At 73.1% G+C, this 20,383-nt stretch carries 9 protein-coding genes and 1 pseudogene; 7 read left to right on the top strand and 3 right to left on the bottom strand.

Annotated features, from left to right (window positions below; genetic code table 11):
* The first annotated feature begins 3 nt into the window (after window positions 1-3).
* Window positions 4-1,200, top strand: a complete 1,197-nt coding sequence (locus ABTY62_RS02260) for a cytochrome P450 (RefSeq protein ID WP_352127429.1) — start codon at window positions 4-6, stop codon at window positions 1,198-1,200.
* A gap of 39 nt (window positions 1,201-1,239) precedes the next feature.
* Here ABTY62_RS02260 and ABTY62_RS02255 read toward each other — a convergent pair whose 3' ends face one another.
* Together ABTY62_RS02255 and ABTY62_RS02250 are read right to left on the bottom strand one after the other, a co-directional pair.
* Window positions 1,240-7,089 (bottom strand): type I polyketide synthase, encoded by a 5,850-nt coding sequence (locus ABTY62_RS02255; RefSeq protein WP_352127427.1) that lies wholly within the window; start codon window positions 7,087-7,089, stop codon window positions 1,240-1,242.
* A complete protein-coding gene (locus ABTY62_RS02250) occupies window positions 7,082-13,963 on the bottom strand; it encodes a type I polyketide synthase (RefSeq protein WP_352127426.1) in 6,882 nt (2,293 codons plus the stop codon). The genes ABTY62_RS02255 and ABTY62_RS02250 overlap by 8 nt, the downstream gene beginning before the upstream one ends.
* Window positions 13,964-14,304: 341 nt before the next feature.
* Between ABTY62_RS02250 and ABTY62_RS02245 the strand changes: the two genes are divergently transcribed.
* From ABTY62_RS02245 to ABTY62_RS02220, 6 genes and pseudogenes are all read left to right on the top strand, one after another.
* Window positions 14,305-16,005 carry an AMP-binding protein gene (locus ABTY62_RS02245; RefSeq protein ID WP_352127425.1) on the top strand — a complete coding sequence of 567 codons (1,701 nt, stop codon included), beginning with the start codon at window positions 14,305-14,307 and terminating at the stop codon, window positions 16,003-16,005.
* Window positions 16,002-16,868, top strand: a complete 867-nt coding sequence (locus ABTY62_RS02240; RefSeq protein WP_352127424.1) for a ferritin-like domain-containing protein — start codon at window positions 16,002-16,004, stop codon at window positions 16,866-16,868. Before ABTY62_RS02245 ends, ABTY62_RS02240 begins: the two co-directional genes overlap by 4 nt.
* On the top strand, window positions 16,865-17,395 hold the full coding sequence (locus ABTY62_RS02235; protein ID WP_311722205.1) for a PaaI family thioesterase: 531 nt from the start codon (window positions 16,865-16,867) through the stop codon (window positions 17,393-17,395). Before ABTY62_RS02240 ends, ABTY62_RS02235 begins: the two co-directional genes overlap by 4 nt.
* Complete coding sequence (locus ABTY62_RS02230; protein ID WP_311722204.1) at window positions 17,392-17,667, top strand: acyl carrier protein; 276 nt, start codon at window positions 17,392-17,394, stop codon at window positions 17,665-17,667. Before ABTY62_RS02235 ends, ABTY62_RS02230 begins: the two co-directional genes overlap by 4 nt.
* The gene (locus tag ABTY62_RS02225; protein ID WP_352127423.1) at window positions 17,664-18,545 is read left to right on the top strand and encodes an SAM-dependent methyltransferase; all 882 of its coding nucleotides are present in this window, start codon (window positions 17,664-17,666) and stop codon (window positions 18,543-18,545) included. The genes ABTY62_RS02230 and ABTY62_RS02225 overlap by 4 nt, the downstream gene beginning before the upstream one ends.
* A pseudogene (locus tag ABTY62_RS02220) lies at window positions 18,542-19,174 on the top strand (acyl-ACP desaturase); the annotation flags it as partial. The gene ABTY62_RS02225 and the pseudogene ABTY62_RS02220, both read left to right, overlap by 4 nt.
* A gap of 71 nt (window positions 19,175-19,245) precedes the next feature.
* Here ABTY62_RS02220 and ABTY62_RS02215 read toward each other — a convergent pair.
* The gene (locus ABTY62_RS02215; protein WP_352127422.1) at window positions 19,246-20,370 is read right to left on the bottom strand and encodes a Bug family tripartite tricarboxylate transporter substrate binding protein; all 1,125 of its coding nucleotides are present in this window, start codon (window positions 20,368-20,370) and stop codon (window positions 19,246-19,248) included.
* Window positions 20,371-20,383: the final 13 nt, after the last annotated feature.

Genomic DNA, 20,383 nt, shown 5'->3' with positions numbered 1-20,383 from the left:
GGAATGACGGCACTTTTCGATCCACGAGATCCTTCGGTGCGCACGGACCCGTATCCCCTCTATCGAAAGCTGCGTGAGTCGGATCCCGTCCATCAATCGGACTTCGGTTATTGGATCCTTTCGCGCTACGCCGATGTGGATGCCGTACTGCTGGCGCCGGGCGCTTCGAGCGAGTTCTACCGGGACCCGACCTGGGCCAACCGCCGCGGCGGTCCGGACAGCCCCCTCGTGCGGAGCGTGCGGAAGTGGATGCTCATGCTCGACGGGCCCGCCCATCGACGGATCCGCGGCGTGATCGGCAAGGTTTTCACCCGGGCCGCCGTGGAGCGGCTGCGGCCGCGCATAGCCGCCGAGACCGACCGGTTGCTCGACGCCGTGGGCGAAGGCGACACCGACCTCATCCAGAGCCTGGCCCTGCCCCTTCCGGTGACCGTGACCTGCGAGCTTCTCGGCCTGCCCACGAGCGATCGGGACCAGTGCCGCCGCTGGACGGAACAGATAAGCCGGGTGATCGACCCCTCGATAACCGCCGCGGACGCGGTCGATATGAACGCGGCGGAGGTGGAGTTCCGCGAATATGTCGCCGGCCATCTCGCAGCGCGCAGATCGACTCCGCGAGACGACATCCTGTCCCTCCTCCTGCACGCCGAGACCGACGGCGGCCGGCTGACGGAGGAGGAGATCATCGCCAATGTTCAGTTCTTGTTCGTCGCGGGCCATGAGACAACGGTCAATCTGATCGGAAACGGCCTTCTGGCGCTGCTCCGCCACCCCGACCAGTTGCGCATCGCGCGCGACAACCCGGAGAAAATCGCCGGCGCCATGGATGAGATCAGTCGATACGACCCTCCCGTGCAGATCGTCTCCCGGCTTCTCACCGAAAACCTCCCCCTCCAGGACATCACCCTCCCCGAGGGGGCCAAGGTGATGCTGCTCTTCGGGGCGGCCGGCCGGGACCCGGAACGCTATCCCGACCCCGACCGCCTCGACTTGAACCGCACCGGAGTGAAAACGCTGGCTTTCAGCGGTGGGCCGCATTACTGCGTCGGCGCCGCGCTGGGAAAGCTGGAGACCTCCATGGTGCTGACGGAACTGGTGCGGCGGTATTCCACGATCGAGCTCACCGGCGACGATCTGGTCTGGCGACCGAACGTCAGCTTCCGCGGCCTGGAGGAGCTGCCGCTCAGGCTGGTGCGCTGACGACGCGAACGGCCCGGGTGGCCGCCTCCGCCCCCGGCCTCAGCCGTACGTGGCCCGCAGCCAGTCGCGCATCAGAGCCGCCGTGTGCGGGGCGTGCTCCTCCAGCATGGTGAAGTGGTTGCCGCGGGTGGTGACGGTGGTATGGTCGAACGGCCAGACGGGGGCCCAGTCGTCGGGCCAGCCCTCCAGCGGCGCCCCCGCGCGCACGAACAGCACCGGGGCCGGAAGCTCGGTGAACGGCCAGTCGAATGTCTCGTAGTGCAGCATGGCGGTGACCCAGCTGTCGTCGCCGGGCATCGCGGATTCCGGGTCGTCCGCCCGCTGCTGGAGTTCCCCCCGCAGGCCGGGGGCCAGGACGGCGAGCCGTTCGTCCTCGCCCGGGGCGTAGCTGTCCAGCAGGACGACACCGGCGGGCGGGGCGCCCTGGTCGTACAGGTACCGGGCGAGCATATGGGCGATCAGGCCGCCGGAGGACAGGCCGGCGAGCACAAAGGGCCGCTCCCCCAGCTCCGCGCGCAGACCGGCGGCGTGTGTCCGCAGCAGCAGTTCCGAGGTCCGCGGGAGCGCCTCGCCACGGTGGAAACCCGGTTGCCGCAGTGCCCAGACGTCCCGCTCGCCCTGGAACGGCCTCGCCAGGCGCGCGTACTGCACGGGGTCCGAGGTGCCGATGGCCGAGGTGACACACACCAGGGCCGGTCCCTCCGGGCCGCTGGCCAGCCGGGTCGGTCGCGGGATCCGCGGCAGCTCGTCCAGCGAGGAGAAGTAGGTGCGCGTCGTCGCCCATTCGGTGGCCCTGGCCCGGGCGATCAGCTCGTCGACGGTCTCGCCGCGCTCCTCCGGGGCCGGTTGGTCGGCGGGCCGGGCCAGCACCTCCAGCAGATGCCGGACCAGCGCCGGCGGTGTCGGGTGGTCGAAGGTGACGGTCGCCCGCAGCCGTACGCCGAGCGCCTGGCCGAGGTGGTTGCGGATGCGGACGGCGGCCAGCGAGTCCACGCCCATCTCCAGGAACCCGGCCTGCGGGCTGAGCTCGTGCGTGCCGTCGTGCCCGAGGACCAGCGCGACCGTGTCCAGCACCAGGTCGAGCAGCGCCCGCTCGCGCTCCGGCCCGCTCAGCGGTTCGAGCCGTCGGCGCAGGCTTCCCCCCGGCGTCTCCGGCCGGTCCACCAGCTCCCGCAGCAGGGGCCCGGCCTGGGCTCGCGGATCGAGCCGGGCGGGCACCAGCACCGGGTCGGCGAGGGCGGCCGCGGCGTCGAACAGCGCCAACGCCTCCTCGGTGGACAGCGAGTCGGCCGCCGGGTCGAGATGGCGGGTCATGTCGCTGCGCTCCCGCCACAGGCCCCAGGCGAGCGAGACCGCGGGCAGCCCCCGCGCCCGCCGGTGGTGCGCCAGCGCGTCCAGCACGGCATTGGCGGCGGCGTAGTTCGACTGGCCCGCGCTGCCCGCGGTGGCGGCGGCCGACGAGAACAGCACGAACGACGTCAGGGGCAGATCCCGGGTCAGCTCGTGCAGGGCGAGCGCGGCCTCTGCCTTGGGCCGCAGCACGGCGTCGAGGCGTTCGCGTGTCATGGCCGTCACCACGCCGTCGTCCAGCACCCCGGCCGCGTGGACCACGACCGTCGGCCGGTGTGTGCCGAGCAGCTCGGCCAGCGCTGTGCGGTCCGTGACATCGCAGGCGGCCACGGTGGCGGTGGCGCCCAGGGCGGCGAGTTCGTCCCGCAGCCCTGACGCATGGCCACGGCGGCCGGTCAGGACCAGCCGCCGCACCCCGTGCGCGGCGGCCAGGTGACGGGCCAGCAGGCGGCCGAGCGTGCCGGTGCCACCGGTGATCAGGACGGTGTCCTCGGGCCCGGCGAACCGCCCCGGGCCACGGGGGGCGGCCCGCACCAGGCGGCGCGCCAGCACCCGTCCGCCCCGCAGGGCGACTTCCGGTTCCTCCGCGGCCAGGGCGGCGGTGACCGTGTGCGGGGTGATCTCGTCGGCGTCCAGCAGGACGAACCGGCCGGGCTCCTCGGTCTGCGCCGACCGGACCAGGCCGATGACGGCCGCGCCGGCCAGGTCGGGGACGTCGTCGCCGGCCCTGGCCGCCGCCGCGCCCGAGGTGAGGAACACCAGCCGGGAGGCGGCGAACTCCGGGCGCGCGCTCCACCACTGGACCAGGCTCAGCGCACGGTGCGCGGACTCCCGGACCGGGCCGCGGGAGCCCGCGACGAGCACCGCGCCCGGCGCCGGCAGCCCCGCGGCGACCGCCTCCGCCAGCGCCGGAAGATCGTCGAAGTTCGGGAAATGGTTGGTGTCCAGGCCGACGGCCGCGATGGACTCCGATGCCAGGCCGCTCGCCGGGCGCACCTCGACCCACCGGTTCCGGAACAGCGCGTCGCGCGGGGCGGCGCTCCGTACGGCCGCCGGGCGCAGCGCCAGCGAGTCCACCGACAGCACCGGCGCGCCCTCGCCGTCGGTCGCGGTCAGCCGCACCCCGTTCTCGGCGGACCCGGACAGCCGCACCCGCAGCGTCGAGGGCCGGGCCGTGTGCGCGGTCACCCCGGTCCACGCGAACGGGAGCAGCGGGCCGTCTGCGGCTCCGTCATTAGTAGAGGCGCCGAATCCGAGAGCGTGCAGGGCGGAGTCGAGCAGCGCCGGATGGACCACGAAGCCGCGGGTGTCCACCGGGCAGGCCACCTCGCAGTACACCGCGTCGCCGCGCCGCCACACGGTACGCAGCCCTTGGAACGCGGGGCCGTAGCGCAGCCCGTGGCCGGCCAGCGCGGGGTAGAGCCCAGTGTGCGGGACCTCCTCGGCGCCGGGGGGTGGCCACTTCTCCGGGCCCTCGGGCTCGGCGGGCGCCGGGCTCAGCACGCCGTCGCCGTGCCGCACCCAGCCCGCGCCGTCCACTTTGGCGTGGAGGCGCAGCGCGCGGCGCCCGGTGCCGTCCGGCGCGCCGACCCGCAGCTGCACGGTCGCGGCGCCCTCGTCCGGCAGGGCCAGGGGCACCTCCAGGGTGAGTTCCTCGACGGTGGCGCAGCCCGCCACGGCGCCCGCGTGCAGCGCGCATTCGAGCCAGGCGGTGCCGGGCAGGATCACCTCGTCCAGCACCCGGTGGTCGGCCAGCCATGGAGCCGACGCCACCGACAGGCGTCCGGTCAGCACCAGTTCGTCGCTGTCGGCCAGCTCGATCGCGGTGTCCAGGAAGGGGTGTTCACCGCTTCCGGACTCGCCCGGTGTCAGCCAGAACCGCTTGCGTTCGAAGGGGTAGGTGGGCAGTTCGGTGAACGCGGGTGTGTCCGGCCCCGCCCATGCCGTCCACTCCGGGCACAGCCCGCGGACGTGGAGTTCGGCGAGCGAGGCGAGCAGCGCCGCGCGGCCGCTCTCCCGGCGGCGCAGCGACCCGACGGCCACGGCCTTGTCGCCGACGGCCGCCGCGATCGCCGGGACCAGCACGGGGTGTGCGCCGACTTCCACGAAGAACGAGTGTTCCGGTGCCGCGAGTCCGGCGAGGGCCTCGTCGAACCGCACCGGAAGGCGCAGATTCCGGTACCAGTACCCGGCGTCGAGCTCCGTTCCGGCGAGCGCGGTGCCGGTCACCGAGGAGTGGAAGGGGATGTCCGTGGTTGTTGGCGATATCGGCGCCAGCTCGGTGAGGACGCGGTCGCGGACGAGCTCCACCTGGGGCGAATGGGACGCGTAGTCCACCGGTAGCTTCCGCACCCGTACGCCGGACTCGGCCAGGTCCGCCAGCAGCGCGTCGAGGGCGTCGGTGTCCCCGGCGACCACCGCCGATCCGGGCCCGTTGACCGTGGCGATGGACAGCCTCCCGTCCAGCCGGGGCCGCAGTTCGTCCGCCGACAGCTCCACCGCGGCCATGCCGCCGCGGCCGGACAGCCCCGTCAGCGCCTTCGCGCGCCGGGCCACCACCAGCGCGGCGTCCTGGAGGGACAGCGCGCCGGCCACATGGGCCGCGGCGATCTCCCCCTGGCTGTGCCCCACCACGGCGTCGGGCTCGATGCCGCAGGAGCGCCAGAGGGCGGCGAGTGCGACCATGACCGCGAACAGCGCCGGCTGCACCACGTCCACGCGCTCCAGGGAGGGCGCGTGCGGCCGCTGCCGCAACACGTCCGTCAGGTCCCAGTCCACGTGCGGCGCCAGCGCCCGGGCGCAGCGGTGGATGTGTTCCCGGAACACCGGCGACGTCTCCAGCAGGTCGCCGGCCATGCCCGCCCACTGACCGCCCTGGCCGGGAAAGACGAACACCACCTTGCCCGTCAGATCGGCGGTGCCGGTGACCAGGCCGGGCGCGGCGGCACCGCGGCCGAGCGCGGTCAGGGCGGCCCGGGGGTCCGTGTCGAGCACCACGGCGCGGCGCTCGAACGTGCTGCGGGAGGTGACCAGCGCGTGTGCGACGCCTGCCGGGTCCCTGCCGTCCAGGTGCGACAGCAGCTGTCCCGCCCTGGCGCGCAGCGCGGCATCGGTGCGGGCCGAGAGCACCCACGGCAGCGGCTCCGCCCCGGCGACGGCCGGGGTTTCGCCGGGCATGGGCGCTTCGGCGGGCGGCGCCTCCTCCAGGATCACATGGGCGTTGGTGCCGCTGATGCCGAACGCGGACACCCCCGCGCGCCGGGGGCGGCCCGGGCTCGACGGCCACCGGCGGCTCTCGGTGAGCAGCTCCACCGCGTCGGCGTCCCAGTCCACGTGGGACGACGGGCGGTCCACGTGCAGGGTCTTCGGGAGGGTCCGGTGGCGCAGCGCCAGTACGGTCTTCAGCACTCCGGCGATCCCGGCGGCGGCCTGGGTGTGCCCGATGTTCGTCTTCACCGATCCGAGTGCCAGCGGGGCTGCCCGGTCGCCGCCGTACGCCGCCTGCAACGCCGCCGCCTCGATGGGGTCGCCGAGCCGGGTCCCGGTGCCATGTGCCTCGACGGCGTCCACGTCCCGGCCGCACAGCCCGGCGTCGGCCAGCGCGTCGCGGATGACCCGCTGCTGGGCGCGCCCGTTCGGCGCGGTCAGCCCGTTGGAGGCGCCGTCGGAGTTGATCGCGGTGCCGCGGATCACGGCCAGCACCGGGTGGCCGTGGGCGAGGGCGTCGGTCAGCCGCTCCACGAGCACGACCCCGGCGCCCTCGCCCCAGCCCACGCCGTCGGCCGCCTCGGCGAACGCCTTGCAGCGGCCGTCCGCGGCGAGCGCGCCCTGGCGCTGGAAGGCGGTGAACAGTCCGGGGGTGGACAGCACGACGACGCCCCCGGCCAGCGCCAGATCGCACTCCCCCGAGCGCAGCGACCGGACGGCCAGATGCAACGCCACCAGCGAGGACGAGCAGGCGGTGTCGATCGAGGCCGCCGGGCCCTCCAGCCCGAGCAGATAGGCGACGCGCCCGGACAGCACACTGGCCGCGGTGCCGGTCGCCAGGTGGTCGGTGTGCTCGTTGTGGTTGCTGATCCTCCCCAGCAGGCCGCGGTAGTCCTGGTCGCTGGTGCCGGTGAACACCCCGGTCCGGGAGGTGCGCAGGGACAGCGGGTCGATGCCGGCCCGTTCCACGGCCTCCCATGAGATTTCCAGCATCAGCCGCTGCTGCGGGTCCATCGACAGGGCCTCGCGGGGGCCGATGCCGAAGAAGCCCGCGTCGAACCAGCCGGGGTCGGACAGGAACGCCCCCGCGCCGGTGAACTCGTCCGCCCAGCCGCGGTCGGTGGGGAAGGGCGTGACGGCGTCCCGCCCCTGGTGGACCAGCCGCCACAGGCCTTCCGGGTCGCTCACTCCGCCGGGGAACCGGCAGCCCGCCCCCACGACGGCGATCGGCTCGCGGGCGCCGGCCTCGGCCACGCGCAGGCGTTCCCGGGTGTCCCGCAGCGCGGTGGTGAGGCGCTGCACGGTGTCGAGCAGCCTGCGGTCGTCAGCCATCGAGGCGGTCCTCCCCGGCCCGGGAGAGCTCCTCTTCGGCGCGGCTCAGGACGGCCTCGAGGTCCGCCGTCCCGGGCTCCGCCTCCGGTACGGGCTCAGGTGGCGCGGCCGGGGCGAGTTGCGCGGCGAGGTGGCCGGCCAGCGCCGAGGGGGTGGGGTGGTCGAACAGCGTGTTGGCGGGCATCCGCAGGCCGGTCCGGGCGCTGAGCTGGTTGCGCAGCTCGACGATGCCCAGTGAGCTGAGCCCTTGCTCATGGAAGGGCTTTCCGGGCTGGATCTGCGCGGCCGACTCGTGCCCGAGTACCTGCGCGGTGTCCTGGCACACCAGGTCGCGCAGCACCCGGACCCGCTCGGCCCGCGACATCCCGGCGAGCCGGCCGACGAGCGAGGAGACCTCCGTCGGCGGATCGACGGCCTCGCTCCGCCGGGCCTCGGGCAGATCCGCGAGGAGGGCGCTGTCGCGGGTGGTGGCGAACGTCGTGAGGAACCGCGCCCAGTCGATGTCCGCGATCACCAGTCCGGACTCGTCGTCCGCGAAGGCCCGGGCCAGTACGGCGACGGCCAGGTCCGGGTCGAGCACCGTCATGCCGTTGCGGCGCAGCCGGGTGCCCACGATCCGCGCGTCCGCCCCGTCCACCGCCATGCCTCCGGCCCCCCATGGCCCCCAGGCCACCGAGGTGGCCACGAGTCCGTCGGCGCGGCGTTGTTCGGCGAGCGCGTCGAGGTAGGTGTTGGCCGCCGCGTAGTTGGCCTGGCCGGCGTTGCCGACCGCGCCGGTGGCGGAGGAGAACAGCACGAACGCCCTCAGCTCCCCCGCGAGTTCGTGGAGGTTGCGGGCGCCCGCGGCCTTGGCGTGCAGGACGCGTGCGAGCCGCCGCGGATCGAGGGCGTCGATGACGCCGTCGTCGAGCACCCCGGCCGCGTGAACGACCGCGGTCAGCGGGCGGTCCCCGGGGATCCCCGCGAGCAGGGCCGCCACCGCCTCCCGGTCGCCCACGTCGCAGGCGGCGGTGTCGACCTCGGCGCCGAGCGCGGTCAGTTCGGCGACCAGCTCGGGGTCGTCGGCGTGCCGGCCGGTCAGGAGCAGCCGTTGGACGCCCTCGGCGGCCAGCCATCTGGCGACGTGTCCGCCGAGCGCCCCGAACGCCCCGGTGACGAGGGTGGTTCCGCGCAGCGGCCAGCCGCGCCGGGGCCCGGTGCGCAGCGGCGCGCGCAGCAGGCGCCGTACGAACACTCCGGAGGCGCGGACGGCGGCCTGGTCGTCCGTGGCGGAGAGGACCCCGGCCAGCCGTTCGGCCGCCGGTGCGTCCACGGTGGGGGGCAGATCGACCAGCCCGCCCCACCGCCCGGGGTGCTCCAGGGCCGCGACCCGGCCGAGTCCCCACACCATGGCCTGCGCCGGGCTGCCGAGCCGGTCGCCGTGGCCGGTGGACACCGCTCCCCGGGTCGCACACCACAAGGGCACGTCGAGGGCGGTGTCCCCCATGGCCTGGATGAGCGCCGTGGTCAGCGCGAGCCCCGCGGGTACTCCGGCCGTTTCCGGATGAGTCCGCTCGTCCAGGGCCAGCAGGGACAGCACCCCGTCGGGCGGTGCGCCGCCCGTCACGGACGCCAGGCGCTCGGCGAGTTCCGCGCGGTCCGCGCCGATGGCGACGGGGAGTGTCCGGGTGCCGAGCGCGTCACGGAGCGGTTCCGGTACGGGGAGGGCCTCGGAATGGACGATCAGCCAGTCGCGCCGGGTGGCGGCCCGGTCCGCGGTGGGCCGCCAGCCGATCCGGTACCGCAGCCGGTCCATCGCGGCTTCCCGGTCGTGGTCGCGGCGCCAGCGCGCCATCGCGGGCAGCAGTTCGCCGAGTTTCCGGTCGGTGCCGGTGCCCAGCAGCTCGCTCAGCGCCCGGGTGTCCTCGCTCTCCACGGCCCGCCAGAACGCCGAGTCCGTCCGCTGGGAGCGGTCTTCCGCCGCCTCCGGCAGCAGCCAGTACCGCTTGCGCTGGAAGGCGTACGTGGGCAGGTCCACGCGGCGTGCCCCGCTTCCGGCGTACCACGCCGACCAGTCGGGCCCGTGGCCGCGGACCTGAAGCGCCGCGACGGCGCCGAGCACATCGTCGTGGCGCAGCGCGGGGATCACCGCCGCCTCGGTGGTTTCGCCGAGGCAGTCGGCGGCCATCTCGGTGAGTGTCGTGTCCGGTCCCAGCTCCAGGAAGGTGGTGGCGCCCTCGTCCCGCAGGGTCCGCATCCCGTCCCGGAACCGGACCGTGCCACGCACATGGCGGACCCAGTACTCGGGGGAACACAGGTCACCGGGCTCGGCGAGCCGCCCGGTCAGATCGGACACGACGGGGATCTCGGGCGGGTGGTACGTCAGCCCCTCGGCGACGGTGCGGAACGCGTCGAGCATGGGATCCATCAGGGCCGAGTGAAACGCGTGGCCGACCCTCAGGCGCGTGGTCCTGCGCCCCTGGGCGCGGAACCGCTCCGCCACCGCGACGACCGCCTCCTCGACACCGGAGACCACCACCGACCGGTGCCCGTTCACCGCCGCCAGCGATACGCCCGGGGGCAGCTCGGCGACCTCGTCCGGCGCGGCCGCCACCGCGTACATCGCGCCTTCCTCGGGCAGCGCCTGCATGAGCGCGCCGCGCGCCGCGACCAGCGTGCACGCGTCCTGGAGGGACAGCACCCCGGCCAGATGGGCGGCGGTCAGCCCGCCGAGGGAGTGGCCCAGCAGCAGGTCCGGCCGGATGCCCCAGCTCTCGAACAGCCGGAACAGCGCCACTTCGAAGGCGAACAGCCCGGGCTGCGCGAACTCGGTGCGATCGAGGGGGCCTTGGTCGGTCCCGAACAGCGTCTCCTTCACGGGCGGCTCCAGCGCGGCGCACACCTCGTCGAAGGCCTCGGCGAAGGCCGGGTGGGCGAAGTACGGCCCGCGTCCCATGCCCACGCGCTGGCTGCCCTGACCGGTCAGCAGGAACGCCAGGCCGCCCTCGGCCATCGCGCCGACCGTGAGGCCAGGGTCGGGTCTTCCGGCCGCCAGGGCGGTCAGCGAGCGCCGCAGCCCGTCCCGGTCACCGCCGGTGAGCACGGCCCGGTGGGTCAGCGCCGAGCGCGTCCGGGTCAGCGAGAAGCCGATGTCGAGTTCGTCGAGGTCGGGACGGGCGTCCCAGTGCGCGGCGAGCTGTCCGGCCTGGGCGCGCAGTGCGGCCGGTGAGCCGCCGGAGACGGTCCACAGCGGCCGGACGGTCCGCGCGGGCTCCGCCGGGGCCGGTGGCTCGGCGGGCGGCTGCTGGAGGATGACATGGGCGTTGGTCCCGCCGATACCGAACGACGACACGCCCGCCCGCCGGAGCGGGCCCTGGTCGGGCCATGGCGTGTCCTCGGTCACCAGCCGCAGCCCCGCGGCCCAGTCCACGTGCGGGCTGGGCCGGTCGACGTTGAGGGTCGCCGGGACCAGCCCGTGGCGCATGGCCAGCACCATCTTCATCACCCCCGCGGCACCGGCCGCGGCCTGGGTGTGGCCCAGGTTGGACTTCGACGAGCCCACCAGCAGCGGGCGGTCCGGCGGCCGGTGCGCCCCGTACGCCTCCAGGAGGGCTCCGGCCTCGATGGGGTCGCCGAGCATCGTCCCGGTGCCGTGTGCCTCCACGACGTCCACGTCGGACGGTCTCAGCCGGGCATCGGCGAGAGCGGAGACCAACAGCCGGTGCTGGGCCGCGCCGTTGGGTGCGGTGAACCCGTTGCTGGCGCCGTCGGAGTTGACCGCCGACCCCACGACCAGGGCCAGCACCGGATGGCCGTTGCGGCGGGCGTCGGAGTACCGCTCCAGGACGAACATCCCGCCGCCCTCGGACCATGCGGTGCCGTCGGCACCCTCGGCGAACGGCTTGGCCCGGGCGTCCGGCGCGAGCCCGCCCCGGCGGCTGAACTCGACGAACACCATGGGCGACGAGAGCACGGTGACCGCGCCCGTCAGCGCCAGCGAGCACTCGCCGCGGCGCAGCGCGGCGGCGGCGAGGTGCAGCCCCACCAGCGACGAGGAACACGCCGTGTCGATCGCGAGATTGGGCCCGCCCAGGCCGAGGGTGAACGAGATCCGGCCGGAGGCCGTGCTGGCGCCGGTGCCGATCGCCAGATGCGGTCGCATATGGAGGTCCGGGTGCCCGGCGCCGGTGCCGTACTGGCCGTGGGACAGCCCGGCGTAGACCCCGGTGTCGCTGCCGCGGAGGGCGACCGGGTCGATGCCGGCCCGTTCGATCGCCTCCCAGGACAGTTCGAGCAGCAACCGCTGCTGCGGGTCCATCTCGAGAGCCTCGTGTCCGCCGATGCCGAAGAACGCGGGGTCGAACTCGGCGGCGTCGTGGAGGAATCCGCCCTCGCGCACATAGCTGGTGCCCGGGCGGTTCCGCTCCGGGTCGTACAGCGCGGCCAGGTCCCAGCCGCGGTCCTCGGGCATCGGCGACATGACGTTCCGGCCGGAGACGAGCAACCGCCACAGGTCCTCCGGCGATCGGACCCCCGCGGGAAAGCGGCAGCTCATCCCGACGATGGCGATCGGCTCGTCCGGGCCGGTCCGGCGGGGGCGGGCGGCCACCGGGCGGGGCACGCGGTGCTCCAGGTGTGCGGCCAGCCGGTTCGGGGTGGGGTGGTCGAACAGCGCGGCTGTGGCGATCTTGAGCCCGGTCCGCTTCCGCAGCCGGTTCACCAGCTCCACGGCGGCCAGGGAGTCCAGCCCGAGCTCGAAGAACGACCGGTCCGGACCGTAGCCGCCCCCGGTCATCGCCTCGGTCTCGATCCGGATCGACCGCCGCAGATCCGTGGACCGGGGCACGGCGCGGGCGGGCTGTGCCACCTCGGTCGGCAGATGGGTGCGGCGGCCGCCCCAGCCGCCGAAGACGGCGGGCCAGTCCACCGGGACGCCGTGGGCGTGCAACCCGCCCAGCGTGCCGAGCACGGCACGGAGATCGGACCCGCCGCCGTGCAGGGCCGCGGTGATGTGCGCGTGTCCGGCGGCGGGCTCGGGCAGGGTCTCCTCGACCAGCGCGGCCAGCACGCCGTTCGCGCTCATGTCCACATAGGTGTTCACTCCGGCCGCGTCGAGGCCGGTCACGCACTGGAGGAAATGCCCGGTGCCGCGCACCTGCGCACCCCAGTATTCGGGCAGGCAGACGACCGTGGGGTCGGTTCCGAGCGCGTGGTGCACCGGGACGATCGGAATGCGCGGCGGCCGTGTGACGAGGCCGCGGGCGAATTGCTCGAAGTCTCCTGCCATCGCGGCCATATGCGGTGAGTGGAATGCCCGGTCGACCGGCAGCTGTTTCACCTTGCGCCCCCGCTCCGACCACAGCGCGGCGATCCGCAGCACGGTTTCGCGGTCCCCGGAGATGACGACGGAGTTCGGGGCGTTCACCGCGGAGATGCCGGCCAGGTGTTCGTGTCCGGCCAGCGATTCCAGGGCCTCGGCCTCGGTGACGCGCATCGCGACCATCGCGCCGCCGACGGGTGTCCTCTCCCGGAACAGCCGGATCCGCTCGGCGAGCAGCGCGCACACGTCGGGCAGGGAGAACACCCCGGCCGCCGTCGCGGCGGCCAGCTCCCCGACCGAGTGCCCGGCCACGAAGTCGGGGCGTACGCCCCAGTGCTCGAACTGCCGGAACAGCGCGACCTGAAGGGCGAACAGCGCGTCCTGGGTGTACAGCGCCTCGTCGGCCGGAGCGACCTCGGTGGCCCTGCCCGTGTCGAGCAGCAGATCGCGGACCGACCAGGTGGCGACCGCGTCCAGGTGTGCGCAGACCTGGTCGAGCGCGTCCGCGAACACGTCGAACAGCGGGTACAGCTCGCGCCCCATGCCAGGGCGCTGGCCGCCCTCGCCGGGGAAGAGGAAGGCCACCTTGCGACCGGCGTCGGCCCGCACCGCGCCGCCCCGGCCCGCGGCCAGCTCGCCGAGCCCGTCGGCGAGTTCCGCGCGGTCGGCGGCGAGGAGCACCGCGCGATACGGCAGATGCGGGCGGCCCACCGCCAGGGTGTGCGCGGTGTCGAGCAGGTCCGGGCCCCCGGGCTCGGCCAGATGGGCGCGCAGGCTCTCCGCCTTGCCGTACAGCGTCTCCTCGCTGTCCGCCGACAGCAGCACGGGCAACGCCGGGACGGCCGCCTCCACCGGCGGCGCCGGGCGCGCGGGCGGTGCGGAGAGCACCAACGCGCAGGCCGTTCCCGCGCCGTCCGAGGAGCTGAGGACCGCGGTCAGCCGACCGTCGAGGTCCGGGGCGCCGGGGACCGGCACCTGTCCCCGGCCCAGCAGCACGGGCAGCTCCAGCAGCGCCGCCACCGCGTCCCCGGCCTCGCCACCCGGGCCGCCGTCGTCGAACAGGCCGTCCGGTGCGGACTCGGCCGCGTGGTAGCCGCCCCGCCACCAGAAGTGGATTCCATCGCCCGCCACCTCGGCGCGCGCACAGGCCTGCCGTACGACGTCACCGCGGCCCAGCGCGCTGCCGTCGATCACACAGTGGACGGGGTCGCCTTCGGCCACCGCGGCCGGAGCCGGCTTCAGCACCAGGAATCCGCTGCTTCCCTCGGGCGACACGACGCCGGCGAGCGCCAGCGCGGACTCGCCCGTGCGGATGCTCTGGCAGGCCAGGTGGACCACCCCGGCGGGCAGGGTGTCCAGCGTCAGCGCGGGCCCGGTCACGCCCAGTTCGGCGGCGATCGGGTCGGCCTGCGCCATGGCGAACACACCGGCCGCCGCCTTGCGGAGCCGCTCCGGGACGAGGCCCGCGTTGTCCAGCGCCCGCAGCGCCGCTTCGGTCGGCGGCACCCCTGAGGGGCAGTTGGACAAGCCGATCACCGCGACCGGCGCCGGGCGAGCGGTACTGCCGGGCTGCATGGGACCACCTGTCCTGTTCACCGTCTCGTCGTCGGGCGGAATCGTGCCGAACACGGGCCGTTGACGTATCGCTTGAGGGAATGCCACCGAATACGCGGGTAATCCCGGGAAGAGGCGACGGGATCGGCAGCGTAACTATTCCCGGCAAGCGATTCCAGGCTCCGCCTCCGGGTGGAGCGGGTGTTTAGCAGATCTCCTAGTCCTCCCCGGCGCCGGCGCAAGTCCCCGCACATCCATGCCATGCTGAGAATCTCCAGAACTGTAATTGCCAGGCCCGGCCCGTCGGGAATGCAGAAATCTGGTCTTCGACCCGCGATAGGGGAATCAGCTTGCAGCGATCCATGCGACCTGCCTTGCTGGACGGACAGACGCTGGGAGAGAGCCTGGCGCTGTTGGCGAAGGCAGCACCGGACTCCCGCGCGAGATTTCCCACCGCGGGCGACGACATCACCGCGGCGGACCTCCAGATCGCCTCCGCCGCGGCCGCGCACGCGTTTCTGCGCGCCGGGGTGCGGCCCGGTGACATCGTGGGCGTGCTGGTGCCCACCGCCGCCCGGTTCTTCACCACGGTCTTCGGGCTCTGGCGGGCCGGGGCGGCGATCAGTGTGCTGCCGGTCCAGGCCGGATTCGGTGATCCGCGGGACACCGCGCGGCGCATCGCGCGCATCGCGGGTGTGGCGGGCCTGCGCCACCTCGTCCTCGACCCCGACCACTACGATCTCGGGCGCGAACTCGCCACGACGGCCCCCGAGGTGGCCCTGGTGCCCCCGCCGTCGCCCGGCGGTACCGGCGACCCGCTCGCCCTGCCCACCGTCGACCCCGAGGCGCTGGCCATCGTCCAGTTCACCTCCGGGAGCACCAGTCTGCCCAAGGGCGTGATGCTGCCCCACCGCACGACCATGGCCGGCCTGCGCGCCTGTGTGGTCTCCGGCGGCTTCAGCCCGGACGACGTGTTCGTCCAGTGGGTGCCGACCTTCCACGACATGGGGCTCATCGGCCTCCAGGCCCACTGGCTGAACGGCGCCGACGTCCACGCGTTCTCGCCGACCACGTTTCTCCGGCGGCCGGGCACGGTGCTCGAACACTTCGCCGCACACCGCGGAACGGTGATCACCGGCCCCAACTTCTCCTACGACTATCTGCTCGACCATGTGCCGGCGGAGCGGCTCGCCGCGCTCGACCTGTCCAGCTGGCGGCTGGCGTTCAACGGCGCGGAGCCCGTCAGCCCGGCCACCGTGCGGCGGTTCACCGAGGCGCTGGCGCCCAGCGGTGTCGGCCCGTCGGTGATGTACCCGGTGTACGGCATGGCCGAGGCCACCCTGTCGATCAGCTATCCGGCCCCCGGGGACACCGCCCGGATCCGTGCGGTGGACCGCGACGAGCTGGCCAGGACCGGTGCCGTGCGCCCCGTCGCCGAGGCCGCGCCCGGGGCCAAACCGGTCGTCTCGGTGGGCCGCGCGGTACACGGCGTCGAGTTGCGGATCGCCGGCGACGACGGGGCGGTGGCGGCCGACGGCACGCTCGGCGAGATCCAGATCGCCGGGGAGCCGGTGACCACCGGCTACTTCCGTGACCCCGAGGCGACCCGCGCGGTGTTCGCGGACGGCTGGCTGCGCACCGGCGACCTGGGCTTCCTGCTCGACGGCGAGCTGTACGTCACCGGGCGGCGCAAGGAGATGGTCGTGGTGCACGGGCAGAACTTCTTCCCCGACGACGTCGAGAACGTCGCCCGCACCGTGCCCGGCGTCTACCGCCGCCGCTGTGTCGCCTTCGCCGACACCGATGCCGAGGGCGGCGAGCGGATCGGGGTCATCGTGGAGACCGGTGACGACCCCGCGCCGGTGATCAAGGAGGTCCGCAGCCGGGTGGCGGCCGAGCTGGACCTGTCCCAGGTGCGGGTCTACGCGGTCAAACCCCGCTGGATCCCCCGCACCACCAGCGGAAAGTGGCAGCGCGTGCTGGCCGCGCGGCGCGTGATCGCGGGCGACGGCGAAGGGGTGTTCCCCGCCACCGGAAGTCCAGACCGAGGAGAACGGGTGTGAACAGCAGAACACAATCGCCGGCCGGGGTCCCCCTGCTCGCGGACGACCGGATGCACAGCGCCCGGGTGTTCGCCGCGTATCAACACGCCACCTGGGAGCTGCACCACATCCCGTGGGAGGAGTTCCGGGCCGATCTGGTGCTGCCCGAGCACATCGTGTTCGCCAAGGGCGCCATCGTGGGCGAGTCGAACGTCATCGCAGCGACCCACGGGCTGCTGAACGAGTTCGCCATGGACTACGACTTCTCGCAGTTCGCCTGTGTCTGGGGCTACCAGGAGATCCAGCACCACCTGGCCTTCCAGACCTGGCTCCAGCTGGCGGGCCACAGCATCGACCACCACACCATCGCCTCGATGCGCGAGGCGTACCCGCCGGGGGTGACCCGGGCGGCCACCCTGGCCACCAATGTCATCTGCGAGGTCCTCGCCACCCACGCCTACAAATGTGTCGCCCGCCGCATGGAGGAACCGGTGCTCGCGGCCATCCTGAAGAAGGCCAGCGGCGACGAGGCGCGGCACGCGCGCGAGTTCGTCCACTACACCGCGCAGCAGCTCGCCGCGCGGCCGGAGGAATGCGCGTCGGTCGTGGAAACCCTGTACATCTACATGGGCACCACCCGCGACCTGTACCGCCATCCGGTCAGCCGGTTCAAGGGCAACCTTCCCGAGCTGGAGAACCACGAGACCATCGACGAGATGTTCTCCTACTTCGCGGAGATGGACGAGGACGGCAGCGAATGGGCGAAGTGCTGTGAGCAGCTGTTCAAGTACTTCTCCGCGCTCACCGGCCACCGGCTGACGAAGATGTCCGACGTGCGCCGGGCGATCGCCGAGGAGTCGCCGAAGAGCAAGGTCGCCGCATGAGTACCGCGCAGGACACCACCGGCGAGGCGATCGAACTCCCCTGGCACGCGGAGCCCTCCTTCAACTGCTTCGGCTGCTCGCCACGCAACCCGATCGGGCTCAAGCTGCGGCTGAAACGGCTGCCGAACGGGGACCACGCCGCCGAGACGGCCTTCTCGGAGAACTACGCCTCCTACCCGGGGATCGTGCACGGCGGCATCGTGAACGTGCTGCTGGACGAGGTGATGGGCGACACCCTCGCGCTGGTGCACGGCCTGCTCGCGTTCTCCGTGACCCTGCGCAGCAAGATGTTGCTGCCGCTCGCGGTGGGCGAGCCGTATCTGACCGCCGCGCGGATCAGCGGCCAGGGCAACGGAGTGCTGCACACCCAGGCCGAGATCACCGGGCCCGGGGGCGAGCTGCACGTCATGGCCACCGGCACCTACCAGCCGATCCGCTCCCAGCAGGCCAGAGAGTTCATGCGGCTCGACGATGCCGCCTTCGGCCGCGTACGCCACTACTTCGACCACGGTACGGGAGAGTCATGACCGCCGAGCCCACCAGCCGCGAGCGGATCGCCGCGATCACCACCGAGTTCCTCGCCACCGAACTGGAGATCTCCCCCGACGGGATCGGCCCCGCCGACACCCTCAAGGCGCTGCCCGGGGCCGACTCGATGAAACTGCTGCGGGTAGTCTCCAAACTGGAGCGCCGGTGGGACATCGAATTCGACGACCAGGCCGTCTTCTCCGCCGAGACCGTCGATGAACTGGTCACCCTGGTGCACACCTACGTCGGCAAGGAACTGACGACGCCGTGACCACCCTGACCCCCCAAGAGGCGTTCCAGGCCACCAACCAGCACTACGAGCTGCCCGCCGAGCTGTTCGCCGCCTACCTCGACCGGCGGCTCAAGTACAGCTCCGGGCTCTACACCAACCAGGACACCACCCAGGACACCGACCTCGACCAGGCGCAGACGGACAAGCTGCGCTTCGTCGCGGGGCGGCTCGGTCTCACCGGCGGTGAGCGGCTGCTCGACATCGGCTGCGGCTGGGGCAGCCTGACCCTGTTCATGGCCCAGGAGTACGGCTGCCAGGTCACCGGTGTCACCCCATCGCACCCGCAGATCGAGTACATCCGGGCCCAGGCGGAGCAGGCGGGCGTGGCGGAGCTGATCACGCTGACGCACGGCGCCTTCACCGATGTCGAGGTGGCCGGGGTGTACGACGCGGTCACCATGCTCGGGTCGATCGTGCACATGCCCGACCGGAGCGCGGTCCTGCGCAAGGTCCACGAACTGCTGCGCCGCGGCGGGTCGCTGTATCTGTCGGAGAGCTGTTTCCGGAACCACGCCGCCTACGAGGAGTTCTCGCGCCGGCCGGGCACCAGGCATGTCACCGAGAACATCTTCGGGTTCGCCGACATGGTGCCGCTCTCCACGCTCGTGGAAGCGGTGGAGTCGGCCGGGTTCAGCCTCACCGCGCTCTCCGACCTCACCGCGCACTACCACCGCACCATCCAGGACTGGGAGGAGCGGGCCCACGCCGCGCGCGACCGTATCGAACGGGCGGCACCCGGCATGAGCGAGCCGCTCATCCGCTATCTCCGGACGGCCAACGCCGGCTGGGGCTACACCACCAAGCACTACGCGCTGAGCGCGCTGAAGTCCCGGATGGGCCCGGCTGAGGCGCCATGATCGACCCCGCGGAGGCCGGGAGACTGACCCGGCGGGCCGTGAGCCGCGCCGACCGGCAGCACTGGTCCATCGACGAGCTGCCCTGGGCAACGCTGCGGCCGGAGGAACTCACCGAGACCGACCGGTCGGTGGTGCGGTTCATCACCTTCATCGAGGACCACATCCCCGGGTATCTCACCTACTTCCTGGACTCCTTCCCGGTGTCCGGTGAGGACCTGGCCATCGAGGAGTTCTGCTTCAACCGCGAGTACTTCCGGTTCCTGATCTCCTGGGCGAACGAGGAGGAACGGCATGCCTCGGTGCTCACCCGGTATCAGATCGAGGCCGGGATCAGCGACCCCGACACCCTGATCCGGGAGCTGGCCGAGGAGGGCAGAAAGAAGTTCGCGCTGCCGTACGAGAGCCCCGTCCAGGCGTTCACCTACACACTGGTCCAGGAGAAGGCCACGCAACTCTTCTACCAGCGGTTCAAGGCGGTTGCCACGGAGCCGGTACTGCGCGAGCTGCTCCATCGGCTGGCCAGGGACGAGGCCCGGCACTTCGCCTTCTACACCGAGCTCCTCACCGCCTACATCGGGCGGCATGGACTCGCGGCGACGGTGCCGGACCTCAAGGACGTGCTCGCCACCTTCCGCATGCCCCTGGCGGACACGCTGGGCGGCTACTGGCGGTGGTCGCTGAGCATCGCGGACGCCGTGTCCTACGACCACACCGAGGCGTACGAGGCCCTGATCCGGCTCGTCGACAACTTCGCCACGTCACGGGGCGACGCGTCAGCGGCCGACCTGGCCGAGTTCGTCGACCGCGTCCGCTCCGTCTGACCGCCGCGGCCAGGACGAGGGTCGAGTCCGAGGCGCGCGACCAGGCCGGCCACCACGGCGTCCTGCCGGGTCAGATAGGCGGCGAAGGAGTCGCCCGTGATGAAGGCGTCGGTCCAGCCGTGCCGGGTGAGCTCGGCCTTCCACTGCCGTGAGGTGTGCAGCGCGGTCAGCGCCCGGATCCACCGCTCGCGGTCCGCCGGGCTGATGCCGGGTGGGGCGACGATCCCCCGCCAGTTGTGGAACACCAGGTCGATGCCGGACGCCTGGAGCGTCGGCACACCGGGCAGCACGGCCATCGGCCGGTCGCCGGAGACCGCGAGCACCCGCAGCTGGCCCGCCTGGATCTGGCCCAGGAACTCACCGATGCCGCTGGTGGCGAAGTCGACCCTGCCGTCCAGCAGCGCGGGGAGCAGATCGCCGCCACCGCCGTCGTAGGCGACGTATCTCACCCGCCGGGGAGCGATGCCGACGGTCCCGGCCAGCTCCATGGGGAACAGATGGTCCGGGCCGCCCAGGGAGGAGCCGCCGCCGACCGTGACGCGCCGCGGGCTCTCCTTCCACGCGGCGACCAGGTCCCCGACCGTGCGGTACGGCGAGTCCTCGCGGACCACCACCGCCTCGGGCTCCTCGATCAGCCGCGCGATCGGGGTGGTCTGCCGTACGGTCACCCGCGTGCGCAGCACATGCGACGCGCCGAGGACCCCGAGGCCCATCTGGAGGGCGAGCCGGCCGTTGCCGCGCTCGTTGACGGTGCGCTGGAGGCCCACCGTTCCGCCGGCGCCGGGCAGGTTGAACACCTGCACGTCCGGGGCGGTGCCGGTTTCCTCCAGCACCTGGGCCACGGTCCGGGCCGTGGTGTCGTATCCGCCCCCGGCCGTGTTGGGCACCAGGACCCGCAGATCGCCGTCGGAGCCCCCGGCGCCCGGCCAGACGCCGCAGCCACCGGCCACCAGCGAGACCAGGAGCGCGAGGGTGCCGGACAGGGCTCGGGTGCGTCCTCTCATGGCACCTCCCTTT

It is taken from the genome of Streptomyces sp. NPDC097640 (assembly GCF_040302705.1).
Lineage (GTDB): Bacteria > Actinomycetota > Actinomycetes > Streptomycetales > Streptomycetaceae > Streptomyces.
The sequence above is the reverse complement of the archived record's forward strand: the minus strand, read 5'-3'. Positions and strand labels throughout refer to the sequence as shown.